At 33.2% G+C, this 21,520-nt stretch carries 22 protein-coding genes and 1 pseudogene; 2 read left to right on the forward strand and 21 right to left on the reverse strand.

Annotated elements, in window-relative coordinates:
* Positions 1-7: 7 nt before the first annotated feature.
* Both B4U37_RS20050 and B4U37_RS20055 read right to left on the reverse strand, forming a co-directional pair.
* Positions 8-319 carry a DUF4387 domain-containing protein gene (locus B4U37_RS20050; protein WP_010200187.1) on the reverse strand — a complete coding sequence of 104 codons (312 nt, stop codon included), beginning with the start codon at positions 317-319 and terminating at the stop codon, positions 8-10.
* Entirely contained in the window at positions 316-1,680 is a 1,365-nt protein-coding gene (locus B4U37_RS20055; RefSeq protein ID WP_088019673.1) for an acyclic terpene utilization AtuA family protein, read from the reverse strand. The genes B4U37_RS20050 and B4U37_RS20055 overlap by 4 nt, the downstream gene beginning before the upstream one ends.
* A gap of 442 nt (positions 1,681-2,122) precedes the next feature.
* Here B4U37_RS20055 and B4U37_RS20060 point away from each other — a divergent pair, with 442 nt between their 5' ends.
* Complete coding sequence (locus B4U37_RS20060) at positions 2,123-3,760, forward strand: homing endonuclease associated repeat-containing protein (RefSeq protein ID WP_088019674.1); 1,638 nt, start codon at positions 2,123-2,125, stop codon at positions 3,758-3,760.
* Between the two features lie 104 nt (positions 3,761-3,864).
* On the opposite strand, the gene B4U37_RS22500 is transcribed toward B4U37_RS20060, so the two are convergent.
* From B4U37_RS22500 to B4U37_RS20065, 3 genes are read right to left on the reverse strand one after another with little or no spacing between them, the layout of a single operon-like run.
* Entirely contained in the window at positions 3,865-3,945 is an 81-nt protein-coding gene (locus B4U37_RS22500) for a hypothetical protein (RefSeq protein WP_342746504.1), read from the reverse strand.
* 49 nt (positions 3,946-3,994) lie between these two features.
* The gene (locus B4U37_RS22735) at positions 3,995-4,093 is read right to left on the reverse strand and encodes a hypothetical protein (RefSeq protein WP_425444095.1); all 99 of its coding nucleotides are present in this window, start codon (positions 4,091-4,093) and stop codon (positions 3,995-3,997) included.
* Positions 4,094-4,119: 26 nt separating this feature from the next.
* A complete protein-coding gene (locus B4U37_RS20065; RefSeq protein ID WP_088019675.1) occupies positions 4,120-4,314 on the reverse strand; it encodes a magnesium chelatase domain-containing protein in 195 nt (64 codons plus the stop codon).
* Between the two features lie 254 nt (positions 4,315-4,568).
* Between B4U37_RS20065 and B4U37_RS22650 the strand changes: the two genes are divergently transcribed.
* Positions 4,569-4,691 (forward strand): hypothetical protein, encoded by a 123-nt coding sequence (locus tag B4U37_RS22650; protein WP_281252760.1) that lies wholly within the window; start codon positions 4,569-4,571, stop codon positions 4,689-4,691.
* Between the two features lie 368 nt (positions 4,692-5,059).
* Here B4U37_RS22650 and rfbB read toward each other — a convergent pair whose 3' ends face one another.
* The 16 genes and pseudogenes from rfbB to galU all read right to left on the reverse strand — a co-directional run bounded on the left by rfbB (position 5,060) and on the right by galU (position 21,518).
* A complete protein-coding gene (rfbB, locus tag B4U37_RS20070) occupies positions 5,060-6,082 on the reverse strand; it encodes a dTDP-glucose 4,6-dehydratase (protein WP_088019676.1) in 1,023 nt (340 codons plus the stop codon).
* 5 nt (positions 6,083-6,087) lie between these two features.
* The gene (gene rfbD, locus B4U37_RS20075; protein ID WP_088019677.1) at positions 6,088-6,936 is read right to left on the reverse strand and encodes a dTDP-4-dehydrorhamnose reductase; all 849 of its coding nucleotides are present in this window, start codon (positions 6,934-6,936) and stop codon (positions 6,088-6,090) included.
* Positions 6,937-6,942: 6 nt separating this feature from the next.
* Complete coding sequence (gene rfbC, locus B4U37_RS20080) at positions 6,943-7,503, reverse strand: dTDP-4-dehydrorhamnose 3,5-epimerase (RefSeq protein WP_088019678.1); 561 nt, start codon at positions 7,501-7,503, stop codon at positions 6,943-6,945.
* A gap of 19 nt (positions 7,504-7,522) precedes the next feature.
* On the reverse strand, positions 7,523-8,401 hold the full coding sequence (gene rfbA, locus B4U37_RS20085) for a glucose-1-phosphate thymidylyltransferase RfbA (RefSeq protein ID WP_088019679.1): 879 nt from the start codon (positions 8,399-8,401) through the stop codon (positions 7,523-7,525).
* A gap of 200 nt (positions 8,402-8,601) precedes the next feature.
* A complete protein-coding gene (locus B4U37_RS20090; protein WP_088019680.1) occupies positions 8,602-9,798 on the reverse strand; it encodes a polysaccharide pyruvyl transferase family protein in 1,197 nt (398 codons plus the stop codon).
* A gap of 35 nt (positions 9,799-9,833) precedes the next feature.
* Positions 9,834-10,712 (reverse strand): glycosyltransferase, encoded by an 879-nt coding sequence (locus B4U37_RS20095; protein WP_088019681.1) that lies wholly within the window; start codon positions 10,710-10,712, stop codon positions 9,834-9,836.
* Between the two features lie 24 nt (positions 10,713-10,736).
* A complete protein-coding gene (locus B4U37_RS20100; RefSeq protein WP_157663860.1) occupies positions 10,737-11,993 on the reverse strand; it encodes a flippase in 1,257 nt (418 codons plus the stop codon).
* Positions 11,994-12,116: 123 nt separating this feature from the next.
* Positions 12,117-13,040: a glycosyltransferase family 2 protein gene (locus B4U37_RS20105; RefSeq protein WP_157663861.1), complete on the reverse strand. Its 924-nt coding sequence runs from the start codon at positions 13,038-13,040 to the stop codon at positions 12,117-12,119.
* 71 nt (positions 13,041-13,111) lie between these two features.
* Positions 13,112-14,101, reverse strand: a complete 990-nt coding sequence (locus B4U37_RS20110) for an SDR family oxidoreductase (protein WP_088019684.1) — start codon at positions 14,099-14,101, stop codon at positions 13,112-13,114.
* Positions 14,076-15,359, reverse strand: coding sequence for a hypothetical protein (locus tag B4U37_RS20115; RefSeq protein WP_088019685.1), 1,284 nt, complete (start codon positions 15,357-15,359; stop codon positions 14,076-14,078). The genes B4U37_RS20110 and B4U37_RS20115 overlap by 26 nt, the downstream gene beginning before the upstream one ends.
* 67 nt (positions 15,360-15,426) lie before the next feature.
* Positions 15,427-16,809 carry a nucleotide sugar dehydrogenase gene (locus B4U37_RS20120; RefSeq protein WP_088019686.1) on the reverse strand — a complete coding sequence of 461 codons (1,383 nt, stop codon included), beginning with the start codon at positions 16,807-16,809 and terminating at the stop codon, positions 15,427-15,429.
* Between the two features lie 12 nt (positions 16,810-16,821).
* Complete coding sequence (locus B4U37_RS20125) at positions 16,822-17,910, reverse strand: glycosyltransferase family 4 protein (protein WP_088019687.1); 1,089 nt, start codon at positions 17,908-17,910, stop codon at positions 16,822-16,824.
* 41 nt (positions 17,911-17,951) lie between these two features.
* A complete protein-coding gene (locus tag B4U37_RS20130) occupies positions 17,952-18,599 on the reverse strand; it encodes an acetyltransferase (protein ID WP_088019688.1) in 648 nt (215 codons plus the stop codon).
* Between the two features lie 3 nt (positions 18,600-18,602).
* Positions 18,603-19,250: a sugar transferase gene (locus B4U37_RS20135; RefSeq protein WP_088019689.1), complete on the reverse strand. Its 648-nt coding sequence runs from the start codon at positions 19,248-19,250 to the stop codon at positions 18,603-18,605.
* Complete coding sequence (locus B4U37_RS20140; protein WP_088019690.1) at positions 19,237-20,379, reverse strand: DegT/DnrJ/EryC1/StrS family aminotransferase; 1,143 nt, start codon at positions 20,377-20,379, stop codon at positions 19,237-19,239. The genes B4U37_RS20135 and B4U37_RS20140 overlap by 14 nt, the downstream gene beginning before the upstream one ends.
* 246 nt (positions 20,380-20,625) lie before the next feature.
* Positions 20,626-21,518 (reverse strand): annotated as a pseudogene (galU, locus tag B4U37_RS20145) (UTP--glucose-1-phosphate uridylyltransferase GalU).
* Between the last annotated feature and the right edge of the window lie 2 nt (positions 21,519-21,520).

A 21,520-nucleotide genomic window follows, 5' to 3' on the forward strand; every position in this document is an offset into this window, starting at 1 on the left:
CTCCATCCTACTTGATTATAATATTCATTAACGGTGCATGCTGCTGTGCCCCATATACGTCCCTATCTCCCACCGTTCCAGACGAAGTCTCCCTAGCAAATGTTATTTTAAACCCAAGTGCCTGGTCGAAAAAGACCAAATGGTGTATCTGCTGCTCCGATATATGGTAAAGGTCCGCTATCAAGCTTTTGGTAATAATACCTGCATCTTTTACTCTAAAGTAGTTTTCTTTGCTATTAAAAAGGACATCCAGAGTGATTTCAAACGGGCCTGAATTCTTGCTTCTTAATACCTTTGCCAGTTCAAACAATGTGGTCATTGCAAGACCTCCTCCAAAAACTCAATTCGGAACGGATTCTCCGTAATTTCCATCAGATGATAGATGGAAAATTCATAGACAGGTCCAAATTCCACATCACTAGGGGCAAAAGGAAAGGCAAGATTTCCTGCTGTGGATTTCCTGTTTTCATAGCCATAATGTAGAAAGGTTGAACGGACTGTTGCACAAATGCTTGTTGCAAGTTCTTGTGTTTTGGCAATCACTTCGAACATGACACCAATCTCATGGCCATGGAAGGCAGTTGTTTCCTTGTTTCCAAGTACACCGTTTTTTCCATAGTTATAAAAATTTATTTGATAGTCTTCCTGAGGAATCTCTTTGTAATAGTCCTGTACTTGCTGGATGACGATGTCTTCTATGTCTTCGATGGATCCTAAAAGGATGGGGTCTCTTATTCCAGCTATGACAAATGTCCGATACGCTACCAACTTAGCAGCTTCCAATTTGATTCGATGTTGATCATTTTTGATATATTTACTGTTTTTCACACTGATAACACCTGGTAATGTCTCATTAAATTCACATTCACTAAGGTCGAGTGTGAATCCAGGTCCATGAAGTATGTATGGATGCTCTTTCTCATAAAAGGTGTGGGCAGCCAGACTTATTGTTGTACATTTCCTTTTGGGGTTTAGCGACTCCACTGTAAAATAATCCTCGTGAATTGTTCCGAGTATACTGTCCTTTGTCGTTCCAGGCTCCGCACAGAGAGCACCGCATTCTAGAATTTTCCCTAAGTGATAGGAGAGGCCAAGGTCTTTCTGATGAAAAGCTCCGACCGCTGCAAAAGGTGATGGATCGTAAGCTCTTCCGCAGACGATAACATCAGCCCCTTGTTCAAGAGCTTCAACAATTGGTTCGTGTCCCATTTGTGCAACAATATTGAAGGAGTCTTCTATTTGACTAGTAGTTAGTTCAGGAATGTTACTGCTAAGTGGGTTAATCTTGTTAGCTTTGTTTGCTTGTAGAATCTCTTCTGTTGTAAAGTCAGCCCATATGACTGCTGTATTTGCTTTTAGGTTGTTCTCGTTCAAGATTTCCTTGATGATCTCCAATGTCCATTCTACATGCGGTTTTGCTCCGGCACCTCCTGCGGAACCGATGATAATGGGGATTTTCTTTGGCACACCGTTTTTAAGGAGTATTTCCAAATCTTTTTTTGCTGCCCGTCTGCTGACTATGGGTACTCCTGCGCCAAGCTTATGTGGACCTGCATCTGTGGAACCTGCATCCACTACAATTCCGTGTATCTCTTCTTTTAGTCCATTTAGAAAAGACGTTTCAGGAAAACCGTAACCTAGCATCCCGCAGGGGGAAAGTATTCTAATATGTTTGCTCATATTGACACATCCTTTGGAGGATTGGCTTGTAAGTATTTTATGTGTAACCGGTTACACATAAAGCTAAAAAATATATGTAACCGGTTACACACTTTATATTCACTAAATTAAATGATAAATGAAAGAAAGTCAAGATGTTTTTGTAAATATTCTGAAAAGTAGACTTTAGTTGGTATGGGTGGTGAACTTGTGCTATTTTATATAAATTCTTTTACTCCCTCTCTTCAGCAGTTTAGTAAATAGGATTGCAGGGGCACATGTCCCTTCAGAGGATGGGCGACATTTAAATACAGCAAGATAAATCATCCTTCAAACAAAAAAATTTGTTTCTCCTAACCAACAAAATCCGATATACACCATAAAGCTTCGACATCTACATGATGTATAGAACCAAGATATTTTGTTAATGATAGTACCGAATTTAAATTAAGGCGGTGCTATTATGCTAACAAATAAACAAAAACAGATAAAAACCAAGTTATCGAATTACTATATAGAAAATGGAGTAATGCCAACAATTCAAATGCTGAGGAGTAATCCTGACCTACCGTCTGATTCTGTCATTCTTAGGGCCTTTGGATCTACATCCTATCCTCGTGTTATTGAATCTATGGGCTTCCCAAGCAACAAGAGCGCAGTATACACAAAAGAGGAAGTACTAAAATACATGAATGAATTCGTAAATGAATTCGGAGAGGAGAAGCTTACTCATCAAAATTTTGAGGAGTGGATGGTTAATAATGGTCGGAGTACTAGCTTTAGAAAGAGATACGGGTGGAATAAGTTAAAAAAGGAATTCAAATTCTCCCTTTTAAAAGAGACAGGATATGATCCAAAAGATGTGTACGACAGGCTTATTGAGTTTGTACGGGATTATGAGTTAAAGAACGGTTATTATCCAATTATCAATGAAATTAACAAAGCATTATCACCATTGCACATAAGTACAATTGAAAAATTGAATGGAAAGAAATACCGAGAAATTTTAGAGGAAAATGAGATCTACATTCCCGCTTATACATATACAAATGATTACTTATTAGAAGCTCTTCATAAAGAAAGAGAAGAAACAGGCGCGACCCCGTTATTTGAATCTTTTCAAAAGAGAAAGAATCAAACTGCAACTTTTAAAGACGGGAGCCAAAAGCCTGATTGCGGTTGTTTTATTAGGGCTTTTGGAAGTTTTAGAGAAGCTTTGTCCCAAGCAGGATATGAACCAAACCCTCGCGGTGATGGACACTGTTATTTAAGTAATCATAACCACCGCAACCCATCTCGCCTACAAGGCATGGTAGATGATCTCTTACAATTTGTTCCCCACGAAAAAGAAGACCATGGTTTGTTATATAAAAAAATACCAGGGTTTGAGCATTATAAGGGTGCTAAAGATGCGGATATTGTATTGTTAAATACCCCGGGATTAGACAAAGATTATATTATCGAGGTAACATCTTACCTTACAAGAGAACAATTTGAAGGAAAGCAACACATTTCACCAAATGGCCGGCAAATGCAATATTATAAGAATTTACATGAGAAATTAGAAATGGTGAAGAGTTCAAATTTCAAAGGTGAGTTTATTATTATTTTCAAAGACGATGATATCGAAGAACATTTAAAGCCGATTCTGTCTAAATTTGCTAGACCAACTAAAGTTGGTAAGATCATAAAGAAGAGACTGGTTAATAGGGAAAGAAACCCTCAACTTTATACAGATAGGGAGTTACTAGAAAACCTAAGGAAAAGGGCTAAGGAAGTTGCGTCCAAAAAGAATGGCATGCCCCCGTACCTCAAAGATATGGTACAACCTGAAAGAGGATGGGCTCACCCATCTAGATATTTCCAACGATTTGAAGTCAAAACTTGGGATGGAGTACTCTCTTATGCCGGATTAGAAAATCACCGACAGTACCGTGATAGAATCCTATTTTCGACTTTTAAAAAAATCGAAGATTCAATGGGAAGAATCCCAGTTTACTCAGAAATTGATAACGGTCTTTATAGGAAAGCACTCTATCGGTTTGGTACCTGGAAAGCATTCTTACAAAAGTATGAATTATTTAAGAATGATAAGGAATAAAAAAACTCGTCCTGTGGCGAGTTTCTTTATGAGCTCCCATCTAAGCTCAGTTTTAACGCACTAATGTATAGACGGGTCAGCGTACCTATCCCCTTGGCTCGAAATTACGCTTTGAAGATGAGGTTTGGGGATATGCCCAGGATTCTGGCGGCTTGCCTTTGGGAAATGCCTTTTTTTTTTTTTATTTTTCTGAGTAGTGGTAGACGTTGCTAGCGCTTTTTTCGCGGGTTTTTCTTATTGGTTATCCTTTTGTTGGATTTGGCATGACTCGTCTGTTATGTTTTTCTCTCCTGCTAAATCAGAAATGGTTCTGGCTAATCTTATGGTTTTCATTTGGACTCGGTTGCTCAATCCTAGTTTTATTTCTTTTCTACTAGAGGAAATCCCATATAATGTAGTAGTGCGGATGAAACTCTTTCTTTCGACTCTTTTACATAGGCGTCGGGTAAGCCAACAATTGCAATGGATTCCATTCCTTCTTTCACATGCACTTCCACACGAATCCGATACCCCTCCAATCCTTTTAAACCGATACTAGTGACGTTTATAGACATAAAAAATCCTCCTATCTTATAGTAATTTTGTTTTATATAATGGTTGAGTTGTATAACTGTTTGGGGATATTACTTTTTTAGGATTCTAGTAGATTGGTATGTTGGGTATAATAATTAGGGGAATTTCAAGTCGCGTATTCAAGTAGCAGTGAAGCTGTTAATTATTACTATACACTTATTATAAAAAAATTCAAATAATTCACTAGGTTTTTATACCTATAAGAAAGTGCTTGAGGAAGCAGAGAACCGTCCCCATGCTTCCACAAACAATCAGACAGCAAATACAAAAAGCCGCAGTTATCTATTCCATCTTTTTTACAGAACAGAAGATCAGCTACAGCTTTATAACGGACGGGAAGAAGCGTCCGGTTCGATAAAACTTTTTGGGATGGGGTAATATATATGACAACAATCAATCAATAGATACTTTGTCCTGTTTGCCGACAACCCTTTGCCAATAATGAACTGGTAGAATTAGATGCCGTGAACACCGTGTATCACATTAAATGTAACGGTAATTTTGTAGAACCTTCGAGCGGACTGGTTACTTATAAAGAGATGTGCAAAAGGTATGAGTTTTTGATTATGGTTGACCAGGTTCATTAACGACATATAAAAATCTATAATAAGATTAATTACCAAAATTCTCAAGGGTGGAGGAACTTACCTCCTCCCTTAAATCATATCCTCAAGATATTATTCTATATTAGCAATGAGGAAGCAGAGGTTCGTCCCTGCGCTTCCCTTATTGCAAGTCATACTGTTTCTCAAAATAATTTTTATACTCACCACTTAAAATTTGCTCCCACCATGCTTGATTATCTAGGTACCATTGTATAGTTTGAGCAATTCCGGTATCAAACGTGTAGGTAGGTCTCCACCCCAATTTTTCTAATTTCGTAGGGTCTATTGCATAACGTTTATCATGTCCCAGTCGATCTTTTACAAATTCAATTAACTCTTCGGATTTACCTAAAGTTTTTATAATCGTCTTAACCACTTCTAAATTTGTCCGTTCATTATGTCCACCTACATTATATACTTCACCATTAATACCTTCATGCAATACTAAGTCAATTGCTGCACAATGATCAATTACATGCAACCAATCTCGAATGTTTTTTCCATCTCCATAAACAGGTACCTTTTGCTCATTTAGAACACGTGAAATTGTTAAAGGAATCAATTTTTCTGGAAAATGGTATGGACCATAGTTATTTGAGCAACGTGTAATATTTACTGGCAATCCATAAGTTTCATTATATGCACGTACTAATAAATCTGAGGATGCTTTACTGGCACTATAAGGACTATTTGGTTGTAGCGGTGTTTCTTCTGTGAAGAATGTGTTAGGATTAAAATCTAACTCACCATAAACTTCATCTGTTGAAACATGGACAAACTTAGTAACTCCAACTGCTCTTGAAGCATCTAATAATACTTGTGTTCCGACTACATTTGTCTGCACAAAGATTCCTGGATTTGAAATCGAACGGTCAACATGGCTCTCTGCAGCAAAATGAACAACGTAGTCAAATTCCTTTTTACCAAAAAGTGACATTATTATTTCACGGTCAGCAATGTCCGCTTTAACAAAGTGATAATTGTCTTTTGCTTCAATATATTTGTGCTTTGTTAAATCCCCGGCATATGATAATAAATCTAAATTATAAATATCATATTGAGGATACTTGTCCACCATATATTGAACAAAGTTACCGCCTATAAATCCGGCACCACCTGTAACAAGAATTTTATTTCGCGCCACTTATTTCACCTCTCTGCTAATTCATTTAAATAATGTTTTAATGCATTCTGCCACTTTGGTAATGGCTCAAATCCATTGTCAATTAACTTCTGCTTTGACATTCGTGAGTTTTTTGGTCTAACAGCACGTTTTGGATATTCTTCTGTTAAAATTGAGTTTACTGTAACTTCTTTATTTGCTTGCTGAAAGATTTCAGAAGCAAACTCTGCCCATGAACAAAAGCCCTCGTTTGCTGCATGGTAGACACCATACTTTTCCGTTTGAATCATATCAATTAATAAACGTGCTAAATCAAATGTATACGTTGGTGAACCATATTGATCTCCTACAACATTTAATTTATTATGGGTTGCAGATAATCTAAGCATGGTTTTTATAAAATTATTTCCATTAATTCCGAATACCCACGAAATACGAACGATAAAATACTCTTCTAGTAAACCTCTTACAACATTTTCTCCCTCATATTTCGTTAACCCATAGTAGCCTACCGGGTCAGGCTTATCAATTTCTGAAAAGAGTTCTTCGCCTTTACCATCAAATACATAATCAGTACTTATATACATCAACGTTGCATTTACTTTCTTAGCTGCAGTAGATATAAATTTTGTACCTAATACATTTACATTCCAGCATGTTTCTTTATCATCTTCAGCTTTATCAACCGCTGTATATGCAGCGCAATGAATGATTACGTCAGGATTGGTTTTTTGTACATATTGATATACTTCTGCTTCATTAGTAATGTCTAAGTCTTCTCTACCAACTCCTAACATACTAATTCCACGTTTTTTACCTTCTCGTACAACATCATAACCAAGTTGGCCAGTGTAACCCGTTACTAAAACCTTCATAATAAACTACTCTCCATAATTAAAATTATTTTCAGCATCTTCTAAAAGAGGGGCTTTTTGGTCTTTTTCTGAAAGAATAGGGTTTATATCAATTGGCCACTCAATACCAATATCAGGATCATTCCAAATAATACCACGATCGTTTTCTGGTGAGTAAAGTTCATCCACCTTATACTGCACCTCAACATTATCAGTTAAAGTTATAAAAGCATGCGCAAAACCTTTTGGTACTAATAATTGTTTTTTATTTTCTTCAGTTAATTCAATTCCAAACCATTCGCCAAAAGAAGGACTATTTTTTCTGATATCAACAGCCACATCAAAAATAGCACCCTTTGTGCAACGTATTAACTTTGTCTGCGCTTTAGGGTTTAACTGATAATGCAATCCTCTTAATGTCCCTTTAGCTGTAGAAAAAGATTGATTATCTTGGATAAAGTTTAATTCTAATCCAGCTTCCAAGAACCTAGCCTCACTAAACGTTTCCATAAACCAACCTCTACGATCACCAAACACTGTTGGTTCAATAACCAAAACCTCTTTTAAATAAGTTTTAATAACGTTCATACTTCACCTCCTACACCAATTAATACTTAATTTCTCCTTTTGCAACTTTTAATAAATATTGACCATATGCAGTTTTAGAAAATAATTCACCAGATTTAATTAACTCTTCCTTCCCAATCCAACCATTAATATATGCAATTTCTTCAGGTGCGGCAATTTTAACTCCTTGATGTTCTTCTACAGTCTTAACAAAATTAGTTGCTGCAACTAAACTTTGATGAGTACCTGTATCCAGCCAAGTATATCCTCGACCTAAAAGTTCAACTTCTAGATCTCCAGTATTTAGATATATTTCATTAATAGATGTAATTTCTAATTCACCACGTTCAGAAGGCCTAATTCCTTTGGCAATCTCTACAACACGGTTATCATAAAAGTAAAGACCTGTAATGGCATAATTTGATTTGGGAAACTTAGGTTTTTCTTCTACACTAATTACTTTTCCTTCTGAATCAAATTCTACAACTCCGAATCTTTCTGGGTCTTGTACATGATAGCCAAACACAGTTGCCCCAGATTCTTTGTTTGCGGCACGTTGGAGGATTTTTCTCATTCCACTTCCATAGTAAATGTTATCACCAAGAATCATAGCAACAGAATCAGCACCAATAAAATCCTTACCAATTATAAATGCCTGAGCTAAACCATCTGGGCTAGGCTGGATCTTATATTGAATATTTACACCAAATTGAGAACCATCTTTTAATAATGACTCAAAACGAGGTGTGTCTTCTGGGGTCGAAATGATTAAAATTTCACGAATTCCTGCAAGCATCAGAGTAGATAGTGGATAGTAAATCATCGGCTTATCATAAATAGGTAATAATTGTTTACTAGTTACCATCGTTAAAGGATATAAACGTGTTCCACTTCCACCCGCTAAAATTATTCCTTTCATTTCTTTGACTCCTTTAAATTTAGATTCGTCCTAAGATTATAGACATGATATTCAATCAAATAATTAGAATAGTTAATAAGTACAACAACTTCTATAAATTTTTGTATAATAGTCTTACGTTATTCAAAAAAAAAAAAAGAAGAGCAACTTTAACTCTTCATTAGGTATATTTTTCATTGATAAATCAATTTGTTTGAAAATTAGATTTTATCAAACATCTGATTGAAGTTTTGAAGAGATTTAGTTATTAAATAATCCCTTTTAGTTTCTAATTCCATTTTTGGTATTTTAGAATATTTAATGAAAGTATCATATAATTCTTCAAACTCAACATTACCCTCATAATCTTCAATATCCCAAGTTTTAGTGAAAGAATCTAATTTATATATTTTTTTTCCTAACCCAATATGTGGTACCGCATAAGAAGAGGCTGTGATGTTACCATGTAAACTCGTACCTGCAAAAAATTGTGATTTTGCTATTAGATACATGATATCATAAATATTCAGATCAACCATTAAGTCAGCAAAAGGATTTATATAAGTAAGAATTTTTTGTAGTGCTATTTGGTTATCGTGGCCAGAAGCAAAGCCAATTGGTAAAAGTAATATCCGTAAATTACTTTTTTGTGAAATTCTTTTTAATTGACTTGCAATAATTTTTTCTTTTCCAACACTAGAAGTTAAATTAGTTTGAAAACAAATAAAGCTGTTTTCTTCAACATACTCTTTAACCTTTGGGTTAATTAGTTCTTTCAATACTTCTTCTGTAAAGAATGTAGACATGATAATGGCAGAATCAGGTGCCATTATGGGTGAGATATCTTCAAAATTACTCATGGTTAAATTATCTCTTACAGAAAAATAGTCTATTTTTCTTAGGTTGGACTTAACATAAGCTAATTCTATTGAGGAAAAATTAGAGATATTTGAGCCCCCTACAGTATTATAAAAAATCTTTGAATTAATACCTACATCTTCTTTAATGAAGATCCAAGGAAATTTCCCCTCTACACCAAGTCGTCTTCTAACATACGCTTCAAGTATTTCTTTTCCAATAGTTTTTCTAATAACTTTTTTTATATAATGGATTAAACTATTTCTAGATAAATGTTCATACATTTGATACCATCTTGCTGGTAAAACCTCTCCACCCGATATTAATATAACATTTTCATCTGATGAATTTTTAAATCTTTTAATTAAGTTTCTAATTTCATCTGTTTTTTTACCACCCACACTACTAAGGTCACTACTTATTAATCCATAATAACCAAGTGAGTATTCTTGTAGTAACTCTGGTCTATATTTTTTAATATAATTTTCAATAATTATTGGAAATAATAAATCACCATAATTATATCTGTCAAATGCTCCTACAATGGCTATTTCTTTCATAGTCTCACAATCCTTTTCATTAAGGTCTTACCATACTAATATCTTATCTCACCATTCATTAGCTTTAAAAATTGTTCAGCTGATTGTATTACATTTTTATATTTAAATCTGCGTTTTTTCTTATTTTTTGAATAAGTGGCATCCGTTGAAGAATCCTCCTTGTGGTAAATAACTACATTAGGAGAGTACATCGTTTTCAAGCCATCTCTATTTGCCAAATAATATAGAATATCTTCTTCCATATACATAAAAGTTTTATCAAAAAAACCTTCAAACCTCTCAATATATCCCTTAGAGAATATCAAACAACTACCATGTAGTTGGACATTATACTGAATATTTTCATGATCATTATTACCTATTAAATCTAATTGACGTTTTTTTATTTTTTTTTGCATGATTTTTCTAAGAGGTCCTTCAACACCTATATAATTTAAAATTAGTAATCTTTTATATACATTTATAATTTTATATAATTGTTCTTTTGTGATAACGCTATTACCTACTGGATTTTGATGGTTATTATCTTTTAAGGAAATTATATCTGGCCCTAAAATATCAAAACCAAAAGTCTCATATTCATTTATTACCTTATTAATAAATGCTCTTTGTTTAATTACTGTATCATTATTTACTACCATAATAAAATCTGAATTATACTCATATTTCCCAAGTTTATAACCAATATTATTGCCTCTTGCAAAGCCTTCGTTTTCTCCATTTAGAATTATTTTAACTTTTGCATTCATACTGTACTTTTCTTTTAATTCTATTCCCGATCCATTTGGCGAACAATTATCTACGACTATAATATTATAGTTTAGATAATCTATATTACTTAGAATAGATTCAATACATTCTATGGTGTCCTCTTTAACTAAGTAATGTAAAATTACAAATGTAAAATGATACATTTTGTTTCTCCTTTTTGTAACTTACTATTTTTTTAATTTTATATAAGAGGATAATAGTTTAATATCATTTTTATTAATAATGAGTACATCTCTCAAAGATATACTTTCTTTTCTAGCATAAACCCACGCAAACAAAAAACCACCAATTAGATAGGAAATTGTAGAAGCTATAGCAGCACCTTCTATCCCTAAACTCGGAATTAAAATTAAATTTAATATTACATTTGTTATTAATGGAAAAATTAATATCTTTAGAGCAAACAATGGATATCCTCTTGCAGCTAAATCCGGATGTAAAATCTTTACAATTACTATGGATAATACTCCAGGTAACAAAAGTCTTATGACTTCTGAAGCAGCACTAAACTCTTTTCCGAATAGTAAATTTATAATTTGTGGTGCTAATAACCAAATCATTAGGCTCCCTAGAATTAGAAATGGTAACGAAATTCTTAATAATTTTATAGCTCTAAGATATGCTATTTCATCAGTCTTAGCATTTACATTTTTTGAAAAAATAACTAAACCTATAGCTGCTGGTAATTGCCAGATTAATTCAGAAATACTCACCCCTATAGAATAAACTCCTACCTCGGCTGAACTGGTTAGCCTTTCTAGGAAAATAATATCAATCCGGTAATTTAGAGATATAATAAATAGTGCCAGCGCAAAAGAAAAACCTCTTTTAACAATTAAATTTGTAATTTTTCTTTTAACAATAGTTCTAAAATTTATAAGTTTTTTTACATGCCACAAAATATAAATTATTGTACATAATGAAATAAAAATTTGAACAATAACAGCACCCAAAACGCCCATTTTAAACCACCAAACTAAGATTAAAACACCTAGAAAGTTGATTACAAAACTAATAATAATTTTAGTGTTAAAAACTCCTATTTTTTCCTTCCCTAATAATATTCCAGAAAGATACTGATTTAACAAATTAAGTGGAATAGTTAATAAGACTATTAATAATAGATTCCATCCATACAATTTATCTGGTCCAGTTAAAAAGTAGCTGATTCCTATTAAAATAGATATACCCGATGAAACAATCCATAATATTATTATAGATGGTAACATTTCTTCTACTCTGTATATCTTTTTACCTATGTAATAAGCTGTAGATTGTTTTATTCCAAGGTCTGCTATAGATATTAATAAGTTGGGTAACACAAAAATAGCTGTAATAATCCCTTTACCTTCAGGGCCAAGTAGTCTAGCTAATATAATTGAGACAATAAAACTACCAAAAAGTACAATTACTCTTGTTCCCAATGTAGAAATTACATGGAATCCTGTAGATCTTTTTTTCTTCATAAAAAATCCTTTACAATAATTTTATTGTTATTTTTATATACAGTTGGTTATTTCTCATAACATCACTTACCATTAATAAATCTATATATTAAAACCGTAGCATTGCTTTAGTAGTTTCCGTTTTACGAGGTACATAATATGTTTGAACTGTAGTAAGTTACTTATATTATTTTCTTCATTATATTTAATTAAATCTCTTAACTTTTTCCTTTCTATAAAATATCTACTACTCAATAAGCTCTGTGAAAGAATAATATCTTCTTGGTCCTTTAATGGTAATTCTTTAATAAAGTCAGAAAAAGTTTCTAGGTATTGCCTCTTATTATTTTCTAAATCCCATATATTTTTAAAAGTATTTTGTCTATCATCTTTGTTTATAATTAAGCATACTTTATTAACGTGTGCAATTTTCGTTATTTTTGAGGCTCTAATCAAAAATTCTAAATCCTGCCTTCTCTGGAATTTTTCATTAAACCCTTTAATTTTAAGGACTACATCCCTTTTTAAAAGCATATTTGAGCCTGAGCTGATATAAAATGTCCCCATTAAGATTTCTCTTGTAAGATTTCCTTCTCTGTTCTCTACTCCTCTATCAATTAATTTACCCGACTTTCTTCTTATAAATTTTGTATAACAAATTCCATATTCATTTGGCAATTCTTCTAACTTTTTGACCTGAAGTTCTATTTTATCTGGTAAGAATTCATCATCATTATCTAAAAAAGAAATATAGTCGCCTGTTGAATGTTTAATTCCTGTATTTCTTGCTGCTGAACCGTTCTTATTTTTAGAATGTTTTATATATTTAATTTTTTTAATCTTCAAATATAAGTTCATGACCTTTTCAGTAGATATCCTATCTTCTGAATTTGGTGAATTATCATCAACTACTATAATCTCTGTATTTTGATATGTTTGTTTAAGGGCGCTCTCGATCGTCTTTTTCAACATATCTGCCCTCTTATAAGAAGGAATTATTATTGATACTTTTTTAGCCATATACATAATTAAACCATCCTTATTTGATTTTTTGGTAAAGTTTGAGATATAGCACCAACGGCAGCTGGTAGTTAACACTAATTTAGATTGGATTTTGTGTTTTCCGTATACCATCCAATTGCTTCTTTAATTCCTTTTTCAAAGCTCCATTCTGGCTGATAATTAAGTAGTTCTTTTGCCTTGCGAATATCAGCATTACTATGCTTAATATCACCTTTTCTTTCCGGTCCAAATAATGGTGTTATATCCTTTCCTAAACTACTTCTTATAACGTTATAAATATCAATTAAACTCTCCCTTCCTCCATATGCAATGTTAAATGAATTTCCAGCTACATGTGAAGGTGCGTGACATGCATTTATATTCGCTTGTATTACATTATCAATATATGTGAAATCACGACTTTGGCTCCCATCACCATTAATAGTCGGTCTATGGCCACTAATTAACAGCTGAATAAACTTTGGGATAACAGCAGCATATGTTCCTTCTGGATTTTGCCTTCTTCCAAAAACATTGAAATATCGAAGTCCATAAGTATCTAAACCGTATAATTCTTTATATAAACGTCCGTATTCCTCATTCACTTTTTTAGTTAGTGCATATGGAGATAGAACGTACCCTTCTCTTCCCTCTAGCTTGGGTAATTGGGGTTCGTCTCCATAAACGGATGAACTAGAAGCATATACAAATTTTTTAACATTTTTTTGTTTAGCTGCTTCCATCATGTTTAAAGTCCCTTTAATATTCACTTCTTCATAATACTGGGGCATTTCTATACTTCTTGGTACGCTTCCCCAAGCAGCTTGGTGTAATACATAATCTATATCATTACAAGCATCTAAACATGTCCCAAAATCCCTTATATCACCTTTAATAAACTCATAGTTTTCGCTATTAGTAAAGTCATCTATATTTTTTTGTGATCCTGTAGATAAATTATCAAGACCTCTTACCTTATAATCATTCTCTAAAAGATATTCAACTAAATTAGTCCCTATAAATCCTGCGGAACCAGTCACTAAAAATACTGCATTTTTTTTAATTTCCATTTTTTCTAATAACATTGATTTTCTCCCTTAACTTAAAATCTTTTATCATGATAAATATTATAATTAATAGGTAGAAAACCTTATGCCTATGCCTTAAAGCAGTTCCTGCGTTCTGAACGCCTATGCTAAATATAAAGACAGTTGTTAATAAACCTACTAATAAAATTATAATTAAAGTTTGATTTTTTTTAGGTATTTTCTTAAAATTAATAAAAATGTATACAGATGCACTTAAATAAAGAATTCCATCAAGCATAAAAGAAATAATATCGTTAAAGCCCCTCCAATCAATAGGTAAAGGAGATGAAATAAAATAAAATATATAAATCGGTCCATAAAGTATCATTTGGAAAATATTATTTATCGATAATTCAGTTAAGTAAGCAGAGGATCCTCTTACTGTAGAAATTTCATCATAAACATCTTGAATATCTTTTATTTGAAGTTTTCTGAATATTGGTAAACTACTCCAATCATAGACTCCAAAAAACCAAACTAAGAAAATAGACATTATAACAAATAATAAAACCGATCTTAATTGAAATACTAACTTTGAATTTTTATAGAATATCATTATAAAAGCATGCATAGCCAATAATCCAATGGTACCAGAATGAAATAGTGCACTTGCTAAAACCATAAGAATAGATAATAAAAAAGCATTTTTTGACTGAGTATGAAACCAATATACTATGTAGAAAATTGAACAAACTACGAAGAAAGCTGATACCATCTCTCTAAGAAATATACCTGAAAAGAAAATCGCATGTGGAAATATTAGTAAAATTAAAATGCCGATAATTTTGTTTTCCCATCTTATTTCAATCATTTTTAAGATAATATAAACAATATAAACAGTAGTGAATCCTAATAGTACATTAGAATATTGTATTATTATCCTTTCACTTTCAGTAATTGTGAAAATAAATGCTGCTAGTTTAATAAAAATCTCATAGTTCGAATCTAGTATTTTAGAACCATGGCCTGAAATATTAATAGCGTTTTGATAAAATCTTTCTGTGTCTTCTCCACTATGAGGAATAATAATTATCCCCCTCATATATATATCAATTAACATTACTGAAAATCTTGAAACGAAACCAATAAAAAATAAATTACGTAAAGTTGAATTAAACTTTCCTATAAAAAACAACACTAAAATAGCATTTGATGAAACCAAAAGTAGTAATGCCAAATCATGTTGGTTAATAAATGGTTTAATTAATGAATAGCCAAGTATTTGTAAAATAAAAAAGAACCATATAAATTTCAAAGATAATTCATCTCTTTCATTTAATTTTAGGCATCAATACTTCCTTTAAAGAATTATTTAGTCAGCTTTACAACCTCCAGTATCTATAACCCATTTCCTCTGCTTCTTTTCTATCAAACAATCCCTTAATATCAATTAAGACATAATTTTTTCTATTTACAAATACGTCAAATTCAGATGTTGCAGCAACCTCTTCCAATGTCTCCAAATTAATTAATTCTCTAGCTCCATACATCATTGTTAAGTCGCTTAAATTAATACCCTTGAACTCTTCATGTGAAACTGCAAAAATTACTGCATCAATATGCTTAATTTCTTCGGTTTTAAATAGATTAATTCCATATTCCTTCCACAAGTCTTCTTTGTCTGCTACTGGGTCTACAACTTTCACTTCAATTCCATACTCTTCAAGTTCTTTAATAATATCCACTACTTTTGTATTCCTAACATCAGGACAGTTTTCTTTAAATGTAATCCCAAAAATCGCCACTTTTGCTCCATTAATTTGTTTGTTTGCTTTAATCATTTGTTTGACAGTATTCTCTGCGACATATTTGCCCATATCATCGTTTATTTTTCGTCCAGAAAGTATAAATTGTGAATAGTAACCCATTTGTTCAGCTTTATAAGTTAAGTAATATGGATCAACCCCTATACAATGTCCTCCTACTAGGCCTGGAGAAAATTTAAGGAAATTCCATTTAGTTCCTGCAGCTTCTAAAACCGCTTTTGTATCAATATCCATCGTGTTAAAAATAATAGAAAGTTCATTCATGAAAGCGATATTTATATCACGTTGGGCATTCTCAATAACTTTAGCAGCCTCTGCTACTTTTATACTCTCTGCTTTATATACTCCTACATCTACAACTAATTCATAAACCTTTGCAACCATATCTAATGTTTCGCTATCCATTCCTGAAACCACTTTTGTAATTGTTTCTAATCTATGTTCTTTATCACCTGGATTTATTCTTTCTGGAGAATATCCTACTTTAAAATCTATTCCACACTTTAAGCCAGATTCTTTTTCTAAAATTGGTACACAAATTTCTTCTGTTACGCCTGGATAAACGGTAGATTCAAAGACCACAATTGAGCCCTTAGTTAAGTTTCTCCCTAATGTTCGACTTGCTGATTTTACCGGAGTCAAATCTGGAGTACGGTCTTCTTTTACAGGTGTCGGAACTGCTACGATATGAAATTTTGATTCTTTAAGTCTTGTTTCGTCAGAAGTAAAATCTACAGTTGTATTCTTAATTACATCATTTCCTACTTCTTTAGTTGGATCTATACCTTTTTTATAGAGCTCAATTTTTTCATCATGAATATCAAATCCAATAACATCTATCTTTTTAGCAAACGCTACAGCAATTGGCATACCAACGTAACCGAGCCCAATTAAGGATATTTTCTCTACTCTATTAACAATCTTTTCATATAAGTTCATTTTAAATCTCCCTTAATTAATCTTATTTATTTCTTCAACATATGCTTTAATGACTATATTTCTATCATATTCTTTTTCCATTTTTCTTCGGCCATTAATTCCCATATGTACTTTTTTCTCATATGGAAGATTAATGAAATTAATTATTTCACAAACTAAACTATCTACGTTTCTCACTTCAAATCCTAAACCACTAATCTGATTATCAAATGTTTCAATGCAACCCGGTACTTTTGATGCTAGTACGGGACGTCCTGACGCTGCAGTTTCGAGTAGTACGTTAGCAGTTCCTTCATGATAAGAAGGTAGTATAGTTGCATGTGAATTTTTTATAAATTCGTGTACATTTTCTTGCAACCCATGGTACTTAATAATACCCCTATCTTCATATTCGTTTAATACCTTAATGTAATTTTCTTCTATAGCTCCTACTAAATCAAAATGCACTTCTGGGTACTTCTCTTTTGTTATTTCAGCAGCATTTAGTAACTCATTTATTCCCTTCGCCATCATAATCCGGCCAATAAAAAGAAATTTTATACTTTTATATTTCTCGGGATAAACTTCAAGTTTATGCTCTTCTAAATTCACACCCGAACCAGGAATTAGTTTTGTTTCCCCTTTAACAATTTTGTTTTTAATGAAAAATTCCCTATTTGACTGGTTTTGAAAAAATGTACAAGATGCCTTTTTTAAAGCAATTTTATATAACATTAATATAATTTTTTGCATAGTACCTTTTTTTTCTAATGCTGTTCCAAGCCCCGTAATATTAGCGATACATGGGACATTTAATATTCTCGATGCAACCCCACCATAAATATTAGGTTTAATTGTATAAGTCAAAACAACTTCGGGATCTACTTCTTTTATAATTTTTTTATAATTAAATAATAGCTTTAAATCTGTTATTGGGTTAGTACCTCTTCTATTAATCTCTGTTTCAATAACTTTACATCCTATTGTACTTAACTTAGAATTATAATTTCCTTTTGGCAAACTAACATAAACTTCATTTTCCTTAATTAATTTCTCAATTAATTCTTTTCTAAATTTATATAAACCTATATCATTATTTGCAAATATTAAAATTTTCTTCATTACTTACTCTCCTCGTGAACACAAAGAATCACGTATATGCTTTATTTAATTACATTATGAAACTTAATAGGTTTGGCTGGTGACCCTACAGCTGTGCAATCTTCTGGTAAATCTTTTACCACTATTGCTCCTGCCCCAACAATCGTGTTTTTTCCAATTGAAACACCTTGTATAATTGCTGAACCTGTCCCAACACTTACACATTCTTTTGTAACAACATGCCCTGATACATTTACACTAGGTAATATTGTTGTATAATCACCTAAAGTCGCATCATGTCCTATAGTACAATCTAGGTTAATAATTACATGGTTTCCTACCTTGATATCTGTAGTTAATATACTTGAAGCACATATAACCGAGCCTGCTCCAAACAATACTCTATCAGAGTAAATAACACTTGGATGAATTAAAACAGGATAAGTATTTTTGCTATCAATTATTCTCTCAATAGTTTTCTTTTTAATGATAGGGTCTCCTATTGCACAAACAACATAAATTGCTTGCATCTTTAACCATTCAATATTTCCAACTACTTTATATCCGTTAATTTCAGTACCTTGGATATTCTCATTATCATCGACAAATCCGACAATATTCCATTCCTTATTCACTCTATTTATTTCTTCAATTAACCAGGTAACTTCTCTTCCAAATCCACCTGCTCCTATAATAGCTATATCCTTCATAATTTAATCGTCCCCCAATCTTTTACTTCCTCTAAATGGTTCCATTGTTGCTGCAGCTTCGGAGTTGATCCCTTCCCTAACAAATACCTTTTTTAACGTAAGAAAAATTAACTTCCAATCTCCTAAGAAACTAACGTTTTCTACATAATGCACGTCAAGTGTAAACTTATTTTCCCAACTGATTGCATTCCTTCCATTAACTTGAGCTAAGCCTGATAGACCCGGTCTGACTTCATGTCGTCTTTTTTGATTATTATCATATAATGAGAGATATTGAATTAATAAAGGCCTTGGCCCAATTATTGACATGTCACCTTTTAATATATTGATAAGCTCCGGAAGTTCATCTAGTGAAGTTGAACGTAAAAACATTCCAAAATTCGTTAACCTCACACTATCTGGTAATAACTCTCCATTCTCATCTCGTTCATCTGTCATTGTTCGAAACTTGTACATGTTAAAGACCTTCTCATTTAAACCAGGTCTTGCTTGTTTAAAAATTATAGGACTACCTAATTTAAGTTTTACTAGGATCGCTACAACTGGAATTACAGGTATTATAGTAAGTATAATAATCGCAAATAAAGAAAGTAGTATGTCCATGGGTCTTTTAAAGTATCTTCTATATATGCTTTCTTTAGGCTTTTTCATCTTCCAACCACAGTCCTTTAATAATCCTAGTAACTCTTCTTAAATCTTCATCAGTTATTTTCGTATCTGACGGTAAGCATACCCCATCTTCAAATAACTTTTCAGATACATCGGTACCAATAAAACTATACTCCTCAAAGAATGGTTGCATATGCATTGGTTTCCAAACAGGTCTTGATTCAATATTCTCTTTTTCCAAAGCTACAAATATATCAACTGGTCTTACTTTACCTGTTAACCTAATAGAGCTTAACCAATAGTTCGGTGCATCCCATTCATTACTAGGCATGAACTCAATACCTGCAAGCTCACTAAGTTCTCTTTTATAAAACTGATAGATATACCTCTTCTTTTCTACTCGTTGTTCTAAAACTTTTAACTGTCCTCTCCCAATTCCAGCAACTACATTACTCATACGATAATTAAATCCTAATTCGCTATGTTGGTAGTGTCTTGCCTGATCTCTAGATTGTGTTGCCCAGAATCTAGTTTTGGCAATTTTATCTTGATTGTTTGATACAAGCATTCCGCCACCTGAAGTAGTGATGATTTTATTTCCATTAAAAGAGAAAATGCCATAATCACCAAATGTTCCAGTATGCTTACCTTTATAGTAGGTTCCTAAAGATTCAGCAGCGTCTTCTATTAGTGCAACCTTATGCTTCTTGCAAAGTTCTACGATTCTATCCATATCAGCAGATAAACCATAAAGGTGGACTACAATGACTGCTTTTACTTCGGGGTACTTTTGAAAAGCTTCTTCTAGAGCGTCCGGGCACATATTCCATGTTTCATAATTACTATCTATAAATACCGGAATAGCATTTTGATAGATAATTGGATTTGCTGTTGCAGAGAATGTAAGTGTTGGACAAAACACAATATCTCCCTCTACAACTCCAGCAGCCCTTAAAGCTAAGTGAATTGCTGCTGTACCAGAAGAAAGTGCGGCAGCAGCTTTTGAACCAACCTTTTCTGCTAGTTCTCTTTCAAATCCATTGACGTTTTCTCCAAGAGGAGCGATCCAGTTCGTTTCAAATGCTTCCTTTACATATTCCATTTCATAACCCTCATCACTCATATGAGGTGATGAAAGGAAAATCCTCTCGTTAACTTTTGTTGTGGTCATTTATTCTTCTTCCTTCCCCCTATAGGTTTTTTCTTTAGTAAATAAGGACTTATTTAGAAGTCGATTTCTCTTCCAACTAACTACTAATCTACCAAAACATAAAAAACAGGGCATTTAACCCCACCTCACACCACACCATCGATAACTCCTCGTATCTAAGGTGGAGACCTCTCCCCACCCACAGTGCAACCGAGTGCCTCCATTGATAAAGGTAAGGAGACATCACCTTGTAATTACTTCTTTTAATTAAACATTGGTTTTTGCATTTTCTACTAATTGTTCCATATATTCAACAATTTGATCTCTCAAGTCTTCTCTTTCTAAAGCAAAATCTAATTGAGCTTTGATAAAATCAAATTTATCTCCAACATCATGGCGTACTCCACTGAATTCATAAGCAACCACCATTTGTTTCTCGTTTAGTTCTTTAATTGCATCTGTTAACTGGATTTCTCCGCCAGCTCCAGGTGCTTGTGTTTCTAGAATGTCGAATATTTCCGGACGAAGGATGTACCTGCCCATAATTGCATGGTTGGAAGGCGCCTCTTCCATTTTTGGTTTTTCCACCAAACTATCGATATGGTAGCAGTGCTCATCTATTTCTCCATTCTTCATAGAGATTACACCGTACTTTGAAACATCTTCTTTTGGTACTTGCTGAACGCCTAAGACCGAAGAATCAAAACGCTCGTACACTTCAATCAGTTGCTTCGTACAAGGTTTGTCAGGAGAATAGACAATGTCATCACCAAGCAACACTGCAAACGGCTCATCCCCTATAAAGCGCTTCGCACACCCAATCGCATGGCCAAGGCCAAGAGGCTCTTTTTGACGAATATAATGGATATTCGCAAGCTTCGATATCTCTGAATCTCTTCCAACTGCTCATACTTCCCCTTCTTCGCCAACGTCTCTTCCAACTCATAAGACTTATCAAAGTGATCCTCAATCGCACGCTTGCCACGACCGCTGACAATAATAATATCTTCAATCCCAGAAGCAACCGCCTCTTCAATAATGAACTGGATTGTCGGCTTATCCACAATCGGCAGCATCTCTTTCGGTTGCGCTTTCGTTGCCGGAAGGAATCGAGTCCCTAATCCTGCCGCTGGAATAATCGCTTTTCTCACCTTTTGCATGA

This window comes from Sutcliffiella horikoshii (assembly GCF_002157855.1).
Classification (GTDB): domain Bacteria; phylum Bacillota; class Bacilli; order Bacillales; family Bacillaceae_I; genus Sutcliffiella_A; species Sutcliffiella_A horikoshii_C.

What these genes read in the sequence shown, in the direction of transcription:
- B4U37_RS20050 (WP_010200187.1), bottom strand. Translation starts at nt 319, where the DNA reads ATGACCACATTGTTTGAACTGGCAAAGGTATTAAGAAGCAAGAATTCA.
- B4U37_RS20055 (WP_088019673.1), bottom strand. Translation starts at nt 1,680, where the DNA reads ATGAGCAAACATATTAGAATACTTTCCCCCTGCGGGATGCTAGGTTAC.
- B4U37_RS20060 (WP_088019674.1), top strand. Translation starts at nt 2,123, where the DNA reads ATGCTAACAAATAAACAAAAACAGATAAAAACCAAGTTATCGAATTAC.
- B4U37_RS22735 (WP_425444095.1), bottom strand. Translation starts at nt 4,093, where the DNA reads ATGAAAACCATAAGATTAGCCAGAACCATTTCTGATTTAGCAGGAGAG.
- B4U37_RS20065 (WP_088019675.1), bottom strand. Translation starts at nt 4,314, where the DNA reads ATGTCTATAAACGTCACTAGTATCGGTTTAAAAGGATTGGAGGGGTAT.
- B4U37_RS22650 (WP_281252760.1), top strand. Translation starts at nt 4,569, where the DNA reads ATGCTTCCACAAACAATCAGACAGCAAATACAAAAAGCCGCAGTTATC.
- rfbD (WP_088019677.1), bottom strand. Translation starts at nt 6,936, where the DNA reads ATGAAGGTTTTAGTAACGGGTTACACTGGCCAACTTGGTTATGATGTT.
- rfbC (WP_088019678.1), bottom strand. Translation starts at nt 7,503, where the DNA reads ATGAACGTTATTAAAACTTATTTAAAAGAGGTTTTGGTTATTGAACCA.
- rfbA (WP_088019679.1), bottom strand. Translation starts at nt 8,401, where the DNA reads ATGAAAGGAATAATTTTAGCGGGTGGAAGTGGAACACGTTTATATCCT.
- B4U37_RS20090 (WP_088019680.1), bottom strand. Translation starts at nt 9,798, where the DNA reads ATGAAAGAAATAGCCATTGTAGGAGCATTTGACAGATATAATTATGGT.
- B4U37_RS20095 (WP_088019681.1), bottom strand. Translation starts at nt 10,712, where the DNA reads ATGTATCATTTTACATTTGTAATTTTACATTACTTAGTTAAAGAGGAC.
- B4U37_RS20105 (WP_157663861.1), bottom strand. Translation starts at nt 13,040, where the DNA reads ATGTATATGGCTAAAAAAGTATCAATAATAATTCCTTCTTATAAGAGG.
- B4U37_RS20110 (WP_088019684.1), bottom strand. Translation starts at nt 14,101, where the DNA reads ATGTTATTAGAAAAAATGGAAATTAAAAAAAATGCAGTATTTTTAGTG.
- B4U37_RS20120 (WP_088019686.1), bottom strand. Translation starts at nt 16,809, where the DNA reads ATGAACTTATATGAAAAGATTGTTAATAGAGTAGAGAAAATATCCTTA.
- B4U37_RS20125 (WP_088019687.1), bottom strand. Translation starts at nt 17,910, where the DNA reads ATGAAGAAAATTTTAATATTTGCAAATAATGATATAGGTTTATATAAA.
- B4U37_RS20130 (WP_088019688.1), bottom strand. Translation starts at nt 18,599, where the DNA reads ATGAAGGATATAGCTATTATAGGAGCAGGTGGATTTGGAAGAGAAGTT.
- B4U37_RS20135 (WP_088019689.1), bottom strand. Translation starts at nt 19,250, where the DNA reads ATGAAAAAGCCTAAAGAAAGCATATATAGAAGATACTTTAAAAGACCC.
- B4U37_RS20140 (WP_088019690.1), bottom strand. Translation starts at nt 20,379, where the DNA reads ATGACCACAACAAAAGTTAACGAGAGGATTTTCCTTTCATCACCTCAT.